The organism is Novosphingobium sp. BL-S-21 (assembly GCF_055521655.1).
Window position 1 is genome coordinate 2,060,995 of record NZ_CM145495.1, and the last position, 17,125, is coordinate 2,078,119.

The 17,125-nt window shown below is 67.2% G+C and carries 11 protein-coding genes; 9 read left to right on the top strand and 2 right to left on the bottom strand.

The genetic code is table 11. From position 1 onward, the window contains the following. Positions 1 to 25 precede the first annotated feature (25 nt). Together ACZ1J6_RS08230 and ACZ1J6_RS08235 are read left to right on the top strand one after the other, a co-directional pair. Positions 26 to 2,800 carry an exo-rhamnogalacturonan lyase family protein gene (locus ACZ1J6_RS08230; protein ID WP_465127282.1) on the top strand — a complete coding sequence of 925 codons (2,775 nt, stop codon included), beginning with the start codon at positions 26 to 28 and terminating at the stop codon, positions 2,798 to 2,800. Then, positions 2,797 to 3,492 carry a DUF6250 domain-containing protein gene (locus ACZ1J6_RS08235; protein ID WP_431568850.1) on the top strand — a complete coding sequence of 232 codons (696 nt, stop codon included), beginning with the start codon at positions 2,797 to 2,799 and terminating at the stop codon, positions 3,490 to 3,492. The genes ACZ1J6_RS08230 and ACZ1J6_RS08235 overlap by 4 nt, the downstream gene beginning before the upstream one ends. Before the next feature lie 176 nt (positions 3,493 to 3,668). Here ACZ1J6_RS08235 and ACZ1J6_RS08240 read toward each other — a convergent pair whose 3' ends face one another. Next, entirely contained in the window at positions 3,669 to 4,661 is a 993-nt protein-coding gene (locus ACZ1J6_RS08240; protein WP_431568849.1) for an alpha/beta hydrolase, read from the bottom strand. Positions 4,662 to 4,744: 83 nt separating this feature from the next. On the opposite strand from ACZ1J6_RS08240, the gene ACZ1J6_RS08245 reads away from it, so the two are divergent. Both ACZ1J6_RS08245 and ACZ1J6_RS08250 read left to right on the top strand, forming a co-directional pair. After that, positions 4,745 to 5,761 (top strand): family 43 glycosylhydrolase, encoded by a 1,017-nt coding sequence (locus ACZ1J6_RS08245; RefSeq protein ID WP_431568848.1) that lies wholly within the window; start codon positions 4,745 to 4,747, stop codon positions 5,759 to 5,761. Next, positions 5,758 to 6,714 carry a glycoside hydrolase family 43 protein gene (locus ACZ1J6_RS08250; protein WP_431568847.1) on the top strand — a complete coding sequence of 319 codons (957 nt, stop codon included), beginning with the start codon at positions 5,758 to 5,760 and terminating at the stop codon, positions 6,712 to 6,714. Before ACZ1J6_RS08245 ends, ACZ1J6_RS08250 begins: the two co-directional genes overlap by 4 nt. 74 nt (positions 6,715 to 6,788) lie before the next feature. Here the strand turns inward: ACZ1J6_RS08250 and ACZ1J6_RS08255 are convergent, their stop codons facing one another. After that, complete coding sequence (locus ACZ1J6_RS08255; protein WP_431568846.1) at positions 6,789 to 9,791, bottom strand: TonB-dependent receptor; 3,003 nt, start codon at positions 9,789 to 9,791, stop codon at positions 6,789 to 6,791. 274 nt (positions 9,792 to 10,065) lie between these two features. Between ACZ1J6_RS08255 and ACZ1J6_RS08260 the strand changes: the two genes are divergently transcribed. The 5 genes from ACZ1J6_RS08260 (at position 10,066) to bglB (ending at position 17,125) form a co-directional block, all read left to right on the top strand. Continuing rightward, positions 10,066 to 11,298, top strand: coding sequence for a rhamnogalacturonan acetylesterase (locus tag ACZ1J6_RS08260; RefSeq protein WP_431568845.1), 1,233 nt, complete (start codon positions 10,066 to 10,068; stop codon positions 11,296 to 11,298). A 139-nt stretch (positions 11,299 to 11,437) separates the two neighbouring features. Then, positions 11,438 to 11,731, top strand: a complete 294-nt coding sequence (locus ACZ1J6_RS08265; protein WP_431568965.1) for an L-rhamnose mutarotase — start codon at positions 11,438 to 11,440, stop codon at positions 11,729 to 11,731. A 5-nt stretch (positions 11,732 to 11,736) separates the two neighbouring features. Beyond that, entirely contained in the window at positions 11,737 to 14,751 is a 3,015-nt protein-coding gene (locus ACZ1J6_RS08270) for a glycoside hydrolase family 35 protein (protein WP_465127283.1), read from the top strand. After that, the gene (locus ACZ1J6_RS08275; protein ID WP_431568843.1) at positions 14,748 to 15,965 is read left to right on the top strand and encodes a glycosyl hydrolase 53 family protein; all 1,218 of its coding nucleotides are present in this window, start codon (positions 14,748 to 14,750) and stop codon (positions 15,963 to 15,965) included. Before ACZ1J6_RS08270 ends, ACZ1J6_RS08275 begins: the two co-directional genes overlap by 4 nt. A gap of 44 nt (positions 15,966 to 16,009) precedes the next feature. Then, positions 16,010 to 17,125, top strand: a complete 1,116-nt coding sequence (gene bglB, locus ACZ1J6_RS08280; RefSeq protein WP_465127284.1) for a beta-galactosidase BglB — start codon at positions 16,010 to 16,012, stop codon at positions 17,123 to 17,125.

The window sequence follows — 17,125 nt, forward strand, 5'->3', positions numbered from 1 at the left end:
AAGCGCCACATCCAAGGGAGAGACGATGAGCAAGCTGGTCTGGAGCCGCCGTGAGATGCTGGCCCAAAGCCTGGCCACTACCGCGGTCGCTGGTTCGATGGCACTGATGGCGGGCCGCGCGGATGCGGCCGCGACGGGGCCGGTGGAGCCGCTGGGCTCCGGCATCGCGCCGGGCGACGACGTGGTCTGGCTCGACGGCGGTGCTCCCTCCGCCCACGAAGGTCAGTCCTGGGGCCAGCCTTGGCCGCGCGGCACGCGGTTCGACAAGCGCGGTTACGTGCTCGAAGGCACGGGCGGCACGCGTGAAGCGGTGCAGACCTGGCCGATGGCGTGGTGGCCGGACGGTTCGATCAAGTGGACCGGCCATGCGACCGGGGCGAACGGCGGGCGCGCCAATGGCCTGCGCGTGGTCGCCGGCAGCGCCAGACCCGCGCAGACCCTCTCCGTGCGCGAGGCTGCCGATGCCGTGACCGTCACCGTCGGCCAGACCGTCTGGACCCTGGGCCGCTCAGGCGAAGCGTTGATCCGCTCCGCGCGCGTCGGCAATGCCGAAGTGCTGCAATCGGTGCGCCTGCTCGCCAGCGCGCAGGACCGGGCCGACGACGAGGACGGCGCGCCCAATCTCGCCCGCTGGACCGGCACGATCGAAAGCGCCACGGTCGAACAGAGCGGCCCGATCCGCGCCGTCGTCAAGCTGGACGGCCGCCATCGCGGAACCGAAGGCGACTGGATGCCCTTCTCCGTCCGCCTCTATTTCCACGCCGGATCGGACAGCGTGCGGCTGGTCCATTCGATGATCTTCGACGGCGATCCCGCCAAGCGCTTCCTTCGCGGCCTGGGCCTCGAAGGCACGGTGCCGATGCGCGACAAGCTGCACGACCGCCACGTCCGCTTCGCGGGCGAGAAAGGCGGCCTCTGGGGCGAGGCGGTGCGCCCGCTAACGGGTCTGCGCCGCGATCCCGGCAAGGCCTTCCGCGACGCGCAAGTGGCGGGCGCGGCCACGCCGTCGCTTGACCAGATGGGCGCGGCCGTGCGCCAGAACCTGGACTACATCCCCGCCTGGGGCGACTTCCGCTTGCGCCAGCCCAATGCGGACGGCTTCTCGATCGTCAAGCGCACCAAGCCCGGCTTCGGTTGGATCGACGTCGATACCGCAGGCCGCGCGCCGGGCCTGGGCTATATCGGCGGGCCTTCGGGCGGCGTCGCTTTCGGCATGCACGACTTCTGGCAGCGCTGCCCGGTCGGCCTCGACGTCGCCGACGCCGCCAGCGACACCGCACGCTTCACGGTCTGGTATCACGCCCCCGATGCCCCGGCGATGGACTTGCGCTTCTATCACGACGTCATGGGCATGGAGAGCTACGAGGCGCAGAACCTGGGCCTCGACGTGACTTACGAGGACTACGAGCCGGGCTGGGGCGACGCCTCCGGGATCGCCCGCACCACTGAATTCCGCATCTGGGCCCTGCCCGCCACGCCCCCGCGCGAGCGGCTGGCCGCGATGGGCGCAGGACTGGCCACGCCGCCGCGCATGGTCGCCAATGTCGCGCGGGTCCATGCGGCCAGGCTGTTCGGCCCGTGGAGCCCGATCGCCTCGGGCGGCCCCTTGCGCGGCAAGATCGAGACGCGCGCCAAGCAGGAACTCGATTTCTACATCGGGCAAGTTGACCAGCGCCGCTGGTACGGGTTCTGGAACTACGGCGATGTCATGCACAGCTATGACAACGACCGGCACGTCTGGCGCTACGACATCGGCGGTTTCGCGTGGGACAACAGCGAACTCTCCACCGACTTGTGGCTCTGGTACGGCTTCCTGCGCAGCGGCCGGGCCGACGTGTTCCGCCTGGCCGAGGCGATGACGCGCCACACCGGCGAAGTGGACGTCTACCACTCCGGCCGGTTCAAGGGCCTCGGCACCCGCCATGGCGTCCAACACTGGGCGGACAGTTCGAAGCAGCAGCGCATTTCCAACGCCGCCTATCGCCGCTTCTACTACTACCTCACCACCGACGAACGCTGCGGAGACCTGATGCGCGCGCTGGTGGACAGCGACTATGCGCTGAAGACGGTCGACATCGGCCGCAAGGTCATGCACCGCGCCGACGCCAGCAAGCCGCCTGCCGGAACCGGCGCCGTAGTGGCCGAACAGCCGCTGCCCGACGGCCAGATCTTCATGCAGTTCGGCACCGTCTGGGGTTCGATGCTGGGCGCCTGGCTGACCGAATGGGAACGCACGCGCGACACCCGCTGGCGCGACCGGATCGTTGCGGGCATGCGCTCCATCGCCGCCCTGCCCAAGGGCTGGCTGGCGGGCGGGGCCGCCTTCGACCTGGCCTCCGGGCGCTTCGTGGGGCCAGGAAACGAAGTGAACATGAGCCACCTCAACGGCGTGTTCGGGGTGTTCGAGATCACTGCCGAACTGCTCGAACTCGTCGATGAGCCGGCTTTCCGCAAGGTCTGGCTGGACTACTGCGAACTCTACAACGCGCCCGAGGCGGAGTTCCGCGCCCGCACCGGCGCATCGGGCAAGGGCCGCGCGCTGACGCAGGCCCATTCGCGCTACACTGCCTATGCGGGGGTGCAGCTGCGCAAGCCGGAGCTGGTCAAGCGGGCCTGGGGCGAATTCTTCGGCGCGGGCGACCGCGAAGGCCGCGACCAGACGCGCGGCGCGCACAAGGTGACCGGCGCCGCCGTGCTCAAGCCGGTGGACGAGATCGCGGAAGTCTCCACCAACGATGCCGCGCAGTGGGGCATCGCCGCCACCGTGAACCTGACGCTGATCGGGGACGTGCTGGAATGAAGCGCTTCGCCGCCGCCTTGCTGCTCATGCTGCTTTCGGCGGCGGCGAACCCGCCGACGGAAGACTTTCATCGCGGCCTTGCGCACTGGCGTGTCGAGGCCGAAGCGCCCTCGCGCGTTAGCGCCCAGGACGGCGTCCTGGACATCGACGCGCCGAAGGGCATTTCGCTCTGGTGGACCGCCGAACTGACCGGCCCCGTCGCCATCGAATACGAGGTCATGGCTGTTTCGGAAGGCGGGCCGAACGACGCGGTAAGCGACGTCAACGCCTTCTGGATGGCCCGTGACCCCACCGCACCGGATGGATCGCCGCTCGCCCATCCGCGCAGCGGGGCTTTCGCGGAATACGATACGCTGAAGACCTACTACGTGGGCATCGGCGGCAACCGCAACACCACCACCCGGATGCGGCGCTATGTGGGCGAACCAGGCAACCGCCCGCTCCTGCCCGAGCACGACCGCGCAGACCCCGCGGCCATGCTGACACCGAACCGCTGGACGCCCATGCGCGTCGCCGTCGAGGGCGGACGGATCACGGTGGATTTCGGCGGCAAGCGCCTCTTCGCTATGGACGACCCCGCGCCTTACGCCCGAGGCTGGTTCGCCTTGCGCACGACCAAGAGCCACCTGCGCATCCGCAATTTCCGGATCGTGCCCCTGGGCGCGCAGAAACGCAGCGGCGCCGCGCCGTGATGGCCGCCCCCACCGAGAGTGCATCCCATCGGCGCTTTCGAAGGTTGAGCTGCACGCGAACGCGCTGCGCATTTGTGCCTTTGCGCAAAGCGAACCCGCGCCGTTCCGCAACATCATCCCGTCGTCCCCGCGCATGCGCAGGGACGACGGAGCGCTTCGGAAGCAGCCGAAAAGCCTCACGCCCCTTCGGAGGGAATCCGCAGGCCATGCCGCGCCGCAAAGCGGGCGAAGCGGGTCAGCCACAATCCCGCGCGGCCGTCCGGTTCGAACAGCGGCGCGCCGTGACCGCCCTTCTCGATCACGTAAAGCTCGCTGGGAATCTTCGCGGCCCGGCACCCTTCGAACATGGCCAGGCTGTTGCCGCAATCGACCACCGTATCGTCCGCCGCATGGCCAAGCAGGATCGGCGGCGTGGTCGCAGGAACCTCGACGTTGACCGAGTAACGCCGCGACAACGCCTCGCTCGGGTTCGCGCCCAACAGCTCGCTGCGCGATTGCGCATGGGCGAGCGGCGGCACCATGCTGACCACCGGGAAGAACATCCCCGCCACCAGCGGCCGCGCGTCCAGCGCATCGGCGGCGTCGACCGGATCGTAGACTTTCGCGGCAAACCGCGTGGCGATGCTGCCGCACAAGTGTCCACCTGCCGAGAAGCCGATGGTCGCCACATTGGCAGGATCGACGCCCCACTTCGCGGCACGGGCGCGGATCACGCGCATGGCGCGCTGGGCGTCCTGCAAGGGCGTGTCCGGGCCGCCGGTCCAGCCGTCATGCGGCAGGCGGTAGAGCAGTTCGAAGGCGGTCACCCCCTGGCTGGCGAACCAGCGCGAAGTCGCGGAGGGCCTGGTGCCCATGGCCACGCGCGCATAGCCGCCGCCGGGGAATGTCAGCACCGCCGCGCCGGTCGGCTTGGCGGCGGGGCAGACCGTCAGCATCGGCGTGGCGACATGCGGCCAGGCGAAATCGTCCGGGTTGCCCTTGTTGGTGCGCAGCACGCGCTCCTCCTTCACGCCGCCCGAAGGCAGCCCCGGCGGCGAGCCCGGCCAGATCGGAAACCGCTCGAAGGCAGGCGTATTCTCGCCGCTTTGCGCCAAGGCGCGGCCGGACAACAAGGGCGCGGCAGCCAGCGCGCTCAGCGAACCCAGGAATTGACGGCGATCACTCGACATATTGCACTCTCCCCGAAAGGTCATTCTATGTATCGGAACATGTTGAAAATCATTCGGACTTTGTCGCACTGGGAGCCCTCGGCATGATCGGCGCCTCGTTTCTCCTGCTCGCCGCCGCGATGGCTTCGGCCCCCGACGTGGCCCCGAAGCCGCTGTTCCGCGACCCGGTGCATGACGGCGCCGCCGATCCCAGCACGGTCTACGATCCCGCCACGCGCGAATGGGTGATGTTCTATACGAACCGGCGCGCCGACCTGCCGATGGAGGACGAGAAGGACGTGCGTTGGGTCCACGGCACGGCGATCGGCACGGCGCGCTCGAAGGACGGCGTGCACTGGCGCTACGGCAGCACGGCCGCGATCCCGGAAAGCTGCACCGGCGCGACGCTCTGGGCACCCGATATCGAGCGCTTCAACGGCCAGTGGCACATGTGGCTGACGGTGGTGCCCGGCGTCTACCGCGACTGGAACGCGCCGCGCTTCATCGTCCACCTCACCAGCAACGACCTGAAGTCGTGGACCTGCGGTGACAAGCTTGATCTCGGCTCCGACCGGGTGATCGACGCCAGCGTCGTCGCGCTGCCCAAGGGCGGCTACCGCCTGTTCTTCAACGACGAGCGCATGGGCAAGGCGATCCGCACGGCGGACAGCACCGATCTCGTCCACTGGGCGGTGAAGGACCGCCTGACCACCACGCCCGGCGAAGGCCCCAAGGCCTTCCGCTGGAAGGGCCGCTGGTGGCTGGTTTCGGATGCGTGGAAGGGCCTGCTGGTCATGCGCAGCGAGGACGGAGAACACTGGACCACCCAGCCCGGCCACATCCTCGCCACGCCCGGACAAGCGCCGACCGACCGCGCCAAGGGGCAGCACCCCGACGTGATCGTCTCCGGCGACCGGGCCTATATCGTCTACTTCGTGCATCAGAGCGGAGAGGACGAGGCCAAGGCCAACCCCGACTGGCACCGCCGCAGCGTGCTCCAGATCGCGGAACTGAAGGAGAAGGACGGCGTGATCTCCGTGGACCGCGACAGCCCTACCCATGTGCGGCTACTGCCGCCAGAGTACGCGCCTCTGCTGCCCCCGAAGGAGCCGAGACGATGATCGACCGCCGCAGCCTCTGCCTTGGCGGGGCGGCTCTCGCGGGCTGCGCCACCGCGCGTATCGCGCCCGCGGAACCGGAAGGCCCGCTGCTCTTCGCCTATTTCAGCACGGGCAAAGGCGAAGCGGACGGGCTGAAACTGGCCGTCAGCGAGGATGGCTTCGCCTTCCGCACGCTTGGCGGCGGCAAGCCGTTCCTCGTGCCGCAAGTGGGCGAGAAGAAGCTGCTGCGCGACCCCTTCCTGTGGCGCGGCGAGGGGGTGGACGCCCCGTGGCACTGCGTCTGGACCACCGCCTGGGAAGGCGTGACCATCGGCCATGCCACCACGCGCGACTTCGTGAACTGGACGCCCCAGCGCGCGATCCCGGTCATGGCCTCGGTGCCCGGGACCCGCAATTGCTGGGCGCCGGAAGCAATCTTCGATCCCGCCACGCGGCGCACGGTCATCTTCTGGTCCAGCACCGTGACCGGCCGCTTCGCCGAGACGGCCGGAACCTCGGAAGGCGGCTACAACCACCGCCTCTGGTACACGACCACCGCCGATTTCGAGAGCTTCGCCCCGCCCCAGGTGCTCTACGACCCCGGCTTCAGCGTGATCGACGGCACATTCGCCGCGGCCCCGGACGGCGGGCTCTGGCTGGTGGTGAAGGACGAGACGGTCGAACCTCCGCGCAAATGGCTGCGCGCGGCCTCCGCGCGGAGCCCGATCGGCCCCTTCGCGCCGCTGGGCGAACCGTTCACCGCCTCCTGGGTGGAAGGCCCGATGACCGCGCGGATCGGCGAGGACCTGGTCTGCTATTACGACGTCTACCGCGACGGCCGCTGGGGCGCGAAGTCCACGCGCGACATGGCGACCTGGCAGGATGTGAGCAACCGTCTGGCGATGCCGCAAGGCGCGCGGCACGGCTCGCTGGTGCGGATCGACCGGAAAATGCTGGGGGCGCTGGAGACCTGAAAAGGCGGCTCCCGGATGGAGGATCCGGGAGCCGATAGTTCCGGCGTGGGAGGGCCCCGCCGTATTCTTCAAGATCAGAACTTCACGTTGACGCCTGCCGAGATCGTGCGACCCACGCGGGTCTGGAACAGCGTGTCCTGGCGCTGGCTGTCGGTGTAGAGGCTGTTCTGCTCGTCGGTGAGGTTGGTGCCCTCGACGATCAGCTTGATCGCATCCGAGATGTTGTACGAAGCCGAGGCATCGACATAAGTGGTCGCGCGGTTGCCCACCAGGTCGCTGCCGGGCGAGGCGGGGATGCCGCGGATGAACGGTCCGCGATAATTGATCGTGCCGCGGATGGAGAACTTGTCGTTCTCCCAGAACAGCGTGCCCGAAGCCGTGTCCTTGGACAGGCCGACCAGATCGTCCTTCACGGTAACGGTGCAGACGCCGCCCGAGCTGGAGAGGCAGTAATTGATCTTCGACATGACGTGCGTGTAGTTCGCCAGCACGCCGAAGTGGCTGATGAAGCCCGACGCGAAGTTGAACGGGATCTGCGCGTTCAGCTCGATCCCCTTGAGCGGGCCGCCCGGCGTATTGGTGGGCGTGGCGATGTTGAACAGCTCGTCCGGGGTGGTGTTGCTGCCGGTCAGCAGTTCGTTCGGCAGGCCCAGCGAGCTGAACGGAACCAGCGCGTTCACGCTCTGCACGTAAGTCTTGATGTCCTTGTAGAAGAACGCTGCCGACAGCAGCGACCCGGGACGGAAGTACCATTCCACCGCCGCATCGAACGTGTTGGCGCGGATCGGTTCGAGCAGGGGATTGCCCAGCGATCCCGAGCGCGTGGTCGCATTGATGGCCACGGTCGGCACCAGCTGCGTAAGCGCCGGGCGCGAGAGAACCTTGGCGGCCGAAAGGCGCACGAGCAGGTTCTGCACCGGCTCGATCACGAGGTTGGCGGAAGGCAGCCAGTCGTCATAGCTGCGCGCGACCGCGCGGTACTGGCCGCTGAGGCCGGTGGGCGAAGTGGGGTCGGACAAGTTGATGAAGCCCGAGGAACGCTGCCAGGTATGGATGTAGCGCAGGCCCACATCGCCGCGCAGGCCGAAGCCCACCGCATCGCTGAAGTCGAACGTGCCCATCATGAAGGCGCTGCTCTGTTCTTCCTTCACGCCCGGATTGGTCTCGCCGCAGCCGGTGCAGGTGCGGGCGTCGAAGAGGTTGTAGGCATCGGCCAGCTTCTGCCAGTCCAGGCTGGCCCAACTCGACGGCGCGCCGTGGCCCCAGAGGCTGTCCACGCCGGTGATCTGCGTCGTCAGGTCGGCCAGCGAGGTTCCGGCCGGCAAGGCCTGAACCAGCGTATCGGCGGTGTAATAAGTGGTGAAGCGCTGCTGGAACTCGCTGGAGCGGAACTGGCCGCCGAAGTGCAGCTTGAACGCATCGGAGAACTCGTAATGCGCGTTGACTTCGCCCAGCGTACCCTTGGTGGTGTTGCTGGCCGGCTTGCCCTGGAGGCTGAAGCCGCCGGTGACGACGCCGGCGCCCGGCGTCGGGCCATAGAGGAAGTTGGACGGATCGGACACGTCGAAACCGAAGCCCAGCACGGGCGTCTGCCCGCCGCCGGTATAGTCGATCGCGAAGTTGTCGGTATCCAGCGCATCCATGAAGTACTGCATGCGGACCTTGTCCTTCCACACGGACTCGTTGAGGCCGAACTTGGCGTCAACGGTCAACCGGTCGTTGAACCGGTGCATGAAATTGAGGTTCGCCTGCTTGAACGTGGTCGAATACTTCGAGTGCAGCCCTTCCGAGCGCACGTCCACGCCGTCCAGCAGGGCATATTCCACCGAGCCGAGGTCGGAAAGCTGCACGTCCTTCAGCGACATCATCGGATAGCCCTGGTTCGATGCCGAGCGGCCGAACGAAATCGCCTCGATGTAGTTGTCGTCACGGGTCACGTTGAAGCGTGAGTAGAGCAGGTCCAGCGAGATGTCGGTATCGTCGTCGGGCTTGTACTGCAGGGTCAGCGTGCCGCCGATGCGTTCCTGCGTCTGCTCGGAATTCAGGTAGCGCGGGATGCGCGGGAAGAAGGCGCCGCTGCCGGGGGTGTTCGGCATGTCGTCTCGGCGGGCGTCGTAGACGGTCTGGTAGGCCGCAGCGTCGCCGGTGCGCGGGTTGCCGGTGGAGCAATTGGTGGCGCTGGCGCCGGACGCGGCACTGTTGCCGGGGTTCTGCGGGGTGAAGCCCAGCGGCGAGCAGAACATGCCGTTCTGGTTGGCCGAAAGGATGTCCACCGCCGAATAGCCCACTTCGCGCGTGTGGCGCTTCTGATAGGCGAGCGAGCCGAGCACGCCGAAGCCGCTGTCTCCGAACTGCTTGGACACGAGCACCGACGCGCGCGGATCAACTTTCTTCGACAGTTCGTTCCAGACGCCGCGTCCCGTGGCGGAGAGCACGAAGTCCTTCGCCTGGTCCATCGGCTTGGGCGCGCTGAGGTCCACCGTGGCGCCCAGCGAGCCTTCCTCGACATCCGCCGAGGGCGTCTTGCGCACGGTCAGGGCCGAGAAGATTTCGGTCGGGAAAACGTTGAAGTCGAAGCTGCGGCCATTGTTGCCGGCCCCGTAGATGTCCGAGCCGCCGGTCTGCGCGGCGGCTTCCATGCCGTTGATGCGCACGCGGGTGAAGTCGGCGCCGAGGCCGCGGACCGAGATGTTCTTGCCTTCGCCGCCGTCACCGCGCTGGAGCGCCACGCCGGGGATGCGCTGCATCGATTCCGCCAGGTTGGAATCGGGGAACTTGCCCAGATCCTCGGCCTTGATGGTGTCGATCGCCGCCGTTTCCATGCGCTTGTCGGCCAGGGCCGCGTTCAGCGAGGCCCGGAAGCCGGTGACGATGATCTCGGAAGGGCTGGGCGTGTTGCCGGCGCCGGCCGACTGGGCGTCGGTCGCTGCGGCGCTCTGCGCGCCGTCCTGCACGGCGGCATCGGCTGCGCCATCCTGCGCGGCGGCCATGTGCGGCGCGGCGAAGAGGAAGGCGGCCACCAGGGCCGGAGCCGAGGCGCGGCTGCGCATGACGGATTTCGAGAAAGCCCTTCTCATTTCCTCACTCCCAAATCTTGTTCTTGCTTCGAACATTGCCCACTATGTGGGATTGAGTTACACAATATATGACATTTTCGCTCAGTTCCAGTCAAAATCGCTTCCCACCGGTTCCTCATCCGAAATTCCACGCATGGAAGCACCGCTTCGTCGTGAGTGAGGTGACCGGGAGTGATTGACTCTGATCGTTCCCGATATATGCCCTTGCGAACCGTCATGTGGGATAACGCGCCGGAACGAATCTGGCCAGAGACCAAAGAGAGGATCATCCGAAATGTCCCTGAGTTCGGCTCTCGCCCTGGCCCTGGCCGCCGGCACTTCCGCCCCGCCGCCCGCGATCGACATCGACCTGGCCGGCAAGACCCCCGCGCAGATGCCCGACTACCGGCCGGGCCAGGCCGAAGTCGGCCGGAGCGGGATCGAACGCCGCGATGCTTCGGGCGGGTTCCTCTATTCGGTGGCGCTGCCCCAGGGCACTTACCGCGTGACGCTGACCCTGGGAGACCGGCGCAGCGCGGGGCTCACCACGGTGAAGGCCGAAAGCCGCCGCCTGTTCCTGCGCGACGTCGCCACCCGGCGCGGACAGACGGTGACGCGCAGCTTCCTGGTCGATGTGCGCGACGCCCGCCTGCCCGCCCAGCCCGCAGGCGCGCCGCGCTTCGGCCAGTCCGTGCTGCTGGACGAGCGCGACCTTGCCAGCTTCAGCTGGGACGACAAGCTGACCTTCGAATTCCTCGGCCAGCCGCGCGTCTCCGCCATCCATATCGAGCCCGCCGACGCCCCGCGCCTGTTCCTGGCCGGCGATTCGACCGTGGCCGATCAGTATACCGAGCCTTTCACCAGCTGGGGCCAGATGCTGCCCGCGATGCTGGACGATCGCATTGCCGTGGCCAATCACGCCAAGTCCGGCGCGACGCTGAAATCCTTCATCGCCCAGCTCCGCTTTTCCAAAGTGCTCACGCAGGTCCGCAAGGGCGACTGGCTGTTCATCCAGTTCGGCCACAACGACCAGAAGGCCGAATGGCCGATGACCTACCTCGATCCCGAGCTGACTTATCCCGCCTACTTGCGCAGCTATATCGCCGAGGCCCGCCGGCGCGGCGTCCATCCGGTGCTGGTCACTTCGCCCGAGCGCCGTAATTTCGACGAGGCGGGAAAGATCAAGGACACGCTGGGCGCCTATGCCGCCGCCGTGCGCAAGGTGGCAGCCGAGGAGAACGTGCCGCTGATCGACCTCAACCGCGACAGCATCGCCATCATGCAGGCCCTGGGGCCGGAAGTATCGCCCCGCGCCTTTGCCGAGAACGGCAAGGACAGGACTCATAACGACAACTACGGCGCCTGGCTGTTCGCCGCGGCCATCGCCCGTCAGGTGCGCGAGAAAATCCCCGAACTGGCGTCCCACGTCCTGCTGAAGGACTTCGATCCCGCCCATCCGCCGCTGCCCGAGGATCTGCCGATCGCACCCAGCATCGCGCTGGAGGAAAACAAGCCGGAGGGAAGCTGACCCGGCATTCGCCGCCAGAATCTCAATTGACGGACGCCTGTGGACGAGTTACCAAATATCGGTATTGGTATCCACATAATGGAACTGACGGGAGAGTGATGTGCCGGATACTGGGACGGGGTCGATCCACGCTTTCAGGATGCAGTTGAAGCCGGGCACGGTCGAGGAATATCGCCGCCGTCACGACGCGATCTGGCCAGAACTCTCCGCCCTGCTGACCGAGGGCGGCATCCGCGACTATTCGATCTTCCTCGACGAGGATAGCCTGTCGCTCTTCGCCGTCCTGCGCGTGACGCCGGACAACAGCCGCGAAACCCTGCCCGACCATCCGGTGATGCGCCGCTGGTGGGACTACATGGCGCCGCTGATGGAAGTGGAACCGGGCAACCGTCCGGTCGAATGGCCGCTCCCCCTGCTGTTCCACATGGATTGAGCGGCATGAAGCGCGCGTTCCTCACCGCTCTGCTGCTTACGGCCCTGCCGCTTCCTGCATTTGCGCAAGAGGCGAAGCCCACGGCCGATCTTTCCGCGCCGGTCCAGACGTTCGGCCGCGTCTCCTTCGATGCGCGCTCGCTGATGATCGACGGCAAGCGCCAGGTGATCTGGTCGGGCGAATTCCATCCCTTCCGCCTGCCCAGCCCGGACCTCTGGCGCGACGTGCTGCAGAAGATGAAGGCCAGCGGGTTCAACACCGTCGCGCTCTATTTCGACTGGGGCTACCATTCGCCGAAACAAGGCGTCTACGACTTCAGCGGCATCCGCGATCTCGACCGGCTGCTGACCATGGCCGAGGAAGAAGGCCTGCTGGTCATGACCCGCGCCGGGCCTTACGTGAACGCGGAAGTGTCGCGCGGCGGCTTCCCGGGCTGGCTGGTCAACCAAAAGGGCCGCGCCCGCACCGACGATCCCGAATACATGGCCGCCGCCGACGAGTGGCTGACGCAGATCAATGCGATCATCGCCCGCCACCAGATCAACGGCGACGGCAAGGGCCACAAGGGCACCGTCATCCTTCACCAGATCGAGAACGAACTGGCGCTGACCACCCCGGCCCAGCGCCGATACATGGATCATATCTACGCCAAGGCCCGCGCCGACGGCATCACCGTGCCGATCTTCCACAACGACCAAGGCCGCAACGGCTACTGGGTGCCGGAAGGTTCCTCCGTCGACAAAGTCGTCCACGGCCCCAACGACATGTACGCCTTCGACGGCTATCCCGGCGGCACTTGCACCGTGGAAGGCAAGCCGACCCGCAGCGTGGCCGCGCCGGACTGGGGCTTCTACGGAACCGGCGGCGCGAAAGGCGGCGCTTCCGCTTCGCCGAAGACGCCCGGCTTCCTAGCGGAATTCGGCGGCGGCTGGTTCGACTACTGGGGCTCCAACGGCAGCTACGAGTGCAACGCGGTCCAGCGCGGCAAGCGGTTCCAGCGGGTGTTCTACGGCACCAACCTGGCCAACGGCATCGGCATCCAGAGCTTCTACATGGTCTATGGCGGCACCAGCTGGGGCTGGCTGCCCGCCCCGGTGGTGTTCACAAGCTACGACTACGGCGCGGCCATTTCCGAAGCGCGAGAGCTTCGCGAAAAGGCGCTGGAGATGAAGCAGCTGGGCGGGCTGATCGCCTCCGTACCCGACCTTGCGGGCATGATCCCGGCGGACGCGCCCGAGATCTCCTCGCCCAACATCCAGGTCTATCACAACAAGAGCCCGGAAACCGACGCGCGCTTCCTGATGGTGACGCACAAGCCGTCCAACGGCCAGACCGACGACAGCTTCACCGTGACCGCCGCGCTGCCCGATGGCCGCTATACTTTCCCGATGCGGCTCAATGGCTTCGACGCCAAGTGGCTGGTCGCGGGCGTCAGTCTGGGCGGGCAGCGGCTGGTCTATTCGACCTCCGAACTGCAATCCGCGTCAAAGGCGGGGAGCGGTGATCTGCTGCTGCTTTACGGCCGCGCGGGTGAGTCCGGCGAGACCGTGCTGCGCTATGCCTCGGCCCCGAAAGTCGAGGTTGTGGAAGGCGCGGCCACCAGCGCCTTCGACGCCGCCAAGGGCGACCTGAAAGTCACCTACACGCACACGGGCCGCACTGTCCTGCGGGTGACCGGCGGCGGACGCGGCGACCTTGTGCTGATCCTTGCCGACGAGGCCGAAGGCAGTCGCTATACCCGCGCCGACACCGCGAGCGGTCCCGTTCTGGTGCGCGGGCCGCAGTTGGTCCGTCACGCTTCGCTGAAGTCCGGCGCACTCACGCTGACCGGCGACACCGCCGCGGCGGGCGCCATCGAAATCTGGGCGCCCGGCGCGGCGCGCTCGCTCTCGTGGAACGGCGCGCGTATCGCCGCCAAGCCTTCCGCCATCGGTAGCCTCGCCTCCACCGTCCCCCTGCCCGGCCCCGCGCCGGTCGTGCTTCCCGCGCTGACCGGCTGGCGCATGGCCAAGGGGTCGCCCGAGGCTGATCCGCAGTTCGACGACAGCGCATGGCAAGCGGTCGGCGGCAGTCGCCCCAACGCCAGCATTACCCAGCGCCCCGACGGCCAGCCGAACCTCGCCATGGACGCCTATGGCTTCCATGAAGGCGACGTCTGGTATCGCGGCAAGTTCGAGGGCAATCCCGGCGCGAAAACCGTCTCGCTGTTCTACGGCGCGGGCGGATCGGGCCTCGTGCAAGCATGGCTCGACGGCAAGTTCATCGGCCAGGCCGAGACGCCGAGCGGCCTCCCCCGCCCGATCACCACCGGCACCGTCACGCTGAACCTGCCGCCCGAAGCGCAGGCGGGCGGCGGCCACGTCCTCTCGGTCATGGTGCGCAACAACGGCCATAACTGGGACCTCGACGCCGACGACTTCCACAAGGAAGCGCGCGGGCTGATCTCCGCCTCGATCTCGCAGCCCGGCGGGCGCAGCTTTGCAGTGCCGATCGCGTGGAAGATCCAGGGCAAGCGCGGCGGCGAGGACCTTGCAGACCCCGTGCGTGGCCCTGCCAATAACGGCGGCCTCTATGGCGAGCGCATGGGCTGGCACTTGCCTGCCTTCGACGACCGCCGGTGGACCGCCGCGCAAGTCCCCGCGAGTAGCGCCGCGCCCGGCACGACATGGCTGCGCACCGCCTTCGACCTTGCCGTGCCCAAGGGACAGGACGCCACGATCGGGCTCGCTTTCGGTGACACCGAAAGCCCGCGCTCGGCCGCGAAATACCGCGTGCTGATCTTCGTCAACGGCTGGAACATGGGCCAGTTCGTCGCCCATGTCGGCCCGCAGCGCGTGTTCCCGATCCCCGAGGGCGTGCTCAACCACCACGGCACCAACCACGTCGCCCTTGCCGTGACCAGCGACGGTGCGCCCGGCGATGCGCTGGAGGCGGTCAAGCTCGTCACCCTCCGCAACGTTCGCGGCGGAGTGCCGGTGCAGATGGTCGCTGCGCCGACGCGCCCGGATCAGTTGAAATGACCGGCGCCGCACTCACCCGCCGCCAGTTGGGCGTTGCAGGCGCAGGCGCGCTCTGCCTTGCCGCCCTGCCGGGCGCGGTGCGTGCTGCCCCCAGAAAAGGCGCCCGCCCGTGGCCCTACCTGATCGGCGCGGATGTCTCCTGGATTCCCGAGGACGAAGCCGCAGGCGCCACCTATTACGACGGCCAGCAAAAGGACGTGCTCGCGATCTTCCGCGATGCCGGGTTCAACGCGATCAAGCTGCGCCTCTTCGTCGATCCCGCGAAGGGCTATTCGAAGGACAAGCCCGGCGGCCCGTGGTGCGATCTTCCGCGCACCATCGCGTTCGCGCAGCGGATCAAGGCGGCGGGTCTTCACCTCTCGTTGACCCTCCACTATTCGGACACCTGGGCCGACCCGCAGCATCAGGACAAGCCCGCAGCCTGGGCCGACTTACCCTTCCCCAAGCTGGTCGATGCCGTCCACCGCCATACCGACGAGACATTCGCGGCGATGAAGGCGGCAGGCGTCGCGCCCGATCTGGCGATCCTGGGCAACGAGACGACCTTCGGCATGCTCTGGCCCGACGGCCGGGTGCCGCTGACCATTCCCACCGGCAACCCGGTGACCGACCAAGTGCACATGAACGTGCCCGGCGCGGGCGGCTACGACAAGTTCGCGCTGCTGCTCAAGGCCGGGATCGCCGCCACCCGCGCGCAGCTTCCGGGAACACCGATCGCGCTGCACAACCATCTCGGCCGCCATTGGCCGATCGTCCAGCACTGGACCGACAGCCTGATCGCGCGCGGCGTCGATTTCGATGCGCTGGGCTTCTCCTGCTACCAGCAGGCCGCACAAGGCGACTGGGAGCGGACGTTCACCGAATTCGGCCGCCGCTATCCGGACAAGGGCTTCTTCGCGATCGAGTATTCGTCGCGCAAGCGCTACCTGAACGACCTGATCCATGCCCACCCGAACGGCTGGGGCAGCTTCATCTGGGAACCGACCCGCCATCAGGAAGCGATCTTCCTGAAAGACGGCAAAAGCGCCGGCGAAGGCCCGCGGCCCGATCTGCTCTCGCAAGGCCTGAACGCGGCGGAAGCCCCCGGCGCTACGCCCGCATTGGCATCCGACATGCCGAAACAACCCGAAAACCATGGCGGCCGGTACGACGCCGATCCCGCCTTCCTGCAACTCTACCGCCGGATGGCGCGCGATTACGGAGTCCTGAAATGACCCATCTCGCCCCCCGCCGCAGCATCGCCCACAGGAGAACTTGAGTGGCCGCCCTTACCCATGACATCCCCCGCCAGCAGGTCACCGCGGCGATCGACCTGCTCATGCACAACCTCGTCAACATCAAGGATGAAACCGGCGAATTCCTGCTCCGCCTCGAAGACGGCCGGGTGATCGACACCAAGGGCTGGGCCGGCTGGGAATGGACCCACGGCGTCGGCCTGTTCGGCATGTGGCGCTATTTCGAGCAGACCGGCGATGAAAAGGCGCTGGAGATCATCCGCCAGTGGTTCGAGGACCGCTTCGCGGAAGGCACGCCCACCAAGAACATCAACACGGTGGCCCCCTTCATCACGCTGGCCTACCTCTACGAACTGGACGGCGATCCCAGCTACATCCCCTATCTCGATACCTGGGCCGAATGGCTGATGGCGCCGGACGGCCTGCCCAAGACCGAGGAAGGCGGCTTCCAGCACATCGTCTACAACGACGAGAATCCGGGCGAGCTGTGGGACGACACGCTGATGATGAGCGTGCTGCCGCTGGCCAAGATCGGCCTGCTGCTGGACCGCCCGCAGTATATCGAGGAAGCCAAGCGCCAGTTCCTGGTCCATATCAAGTATCTGGCCGACAAGAAGACCGGCCTGTGGTTCCACGGCTGGGACTTCACCGGCCGCCACAACTTCGCCGAAGCGCTCTGGGCGCGCGGCAACTGCTGGGTGACGATCGCCATCCCGGAGATCATCGAGCTGCTCGATCTCGAACCGGGCGATGCCTTCCGCATGTTCCTGATCGACACGCTGGCCGCACAGGTCCACACGCTTGCCGCCACGCAGGACGCGGAAACCGGCCTGTGGCACACGCTGATCGACGATCCCACCAGCTACCTTGAGGCCTCGGCCACGGCAGGCTTCGCCTATGGCATCCTGAAGGCGGTGCGCAAGGGCTACCTGCCGCGCGAATACGAGGCGGTGGGCATCAAGGCGGTGCGCGGCGTGCTCGCCAATATCGACGATGCCGGAGAGCTTCAGCAAGTCAGCTTCGGCACCGCGATGGGCGACACGCTGCAGTTCTACAAGGACATCGCGCTCACCTCGATGCCCTATGGCCAGAGCCTCGCGATCTGCGCATTGGCCGAGTTCCTGCGGACCTATATCTGA

Coding starts and splice junctions, on each gene's coding strand:
- ACZ1J6_RS08265 (WP_431568965.1), top strand. CDS start 11,438: ATGCAGTTGAAGCCGGGCACGGTCGAGGAATATCGCCGCCGTCACGAC.
- ACZ1J6_RS08275 (WP_431568843.1), top strand. CDS start 14,748: ATGACCGGCGCCGCACTCACCCGCCGCCAGTTGGGCGTTGCAGGCGCA.
- ACZ1J6_RS08235 (WP_431568850.1), top strand. CDS start 2,797: ATGAAGCGCTTCGCCGCCGCCTTGCTGCTCATGCTGCTTTCGGCGGCG.
- ACZ1J6_RS08240 (WP_431568849.1), bottom strand. CDS start 4,661: ATGTCGAGTGATCGCCGTCAATTCCTGGGTTCGCTGAGCGCGCTGGCT.
- ACZ1J6_RS08250 (WP_431568847.1), top strand. CDS start 5,758: ATGATCGACCGCCGCAGCCTCTGCCTTGGCGGGGCGGCTCTCGCGGGC.
- ACZ1J6_RS08230 (WP_465127282.1), top strand. CDS start 26: ATGAGCAAGCTGGTCTGGAGCCGCCGTGAGATGCTGGCCCAAAGCCTG.
- ACZ1J6_RS08270 (WP_465127283.1), top strand. CDS start 11,737: ATGAAGCGCGCGTTCCTCACCGCTCTGCTGCTTACGGCCCTGCCGCTT.
- ACZ1J6_RS08255 (WP_431568846.1), bottom strand. CDS start 9,791: ATGAGAAGGGCTTTCTCGAAATCCGTCATGCGCAGCCGCGCCTCGGCT.
- ACZ1J6_RS08245 (WP_431568848.1), top strand. CDS start 4,745: ATGATCGGCGCCTCGTTTCTCCTGCTCGCCGCCGCGATGGCTTCGGCC.
- ACZ1J6_RS08260 (WP_431568845.1), top strand. CDS start 10,066: ATGTCCCTGAGTTCGGCTCTCGCCCTGGCCCTGGCCGCCGGCACTTCC.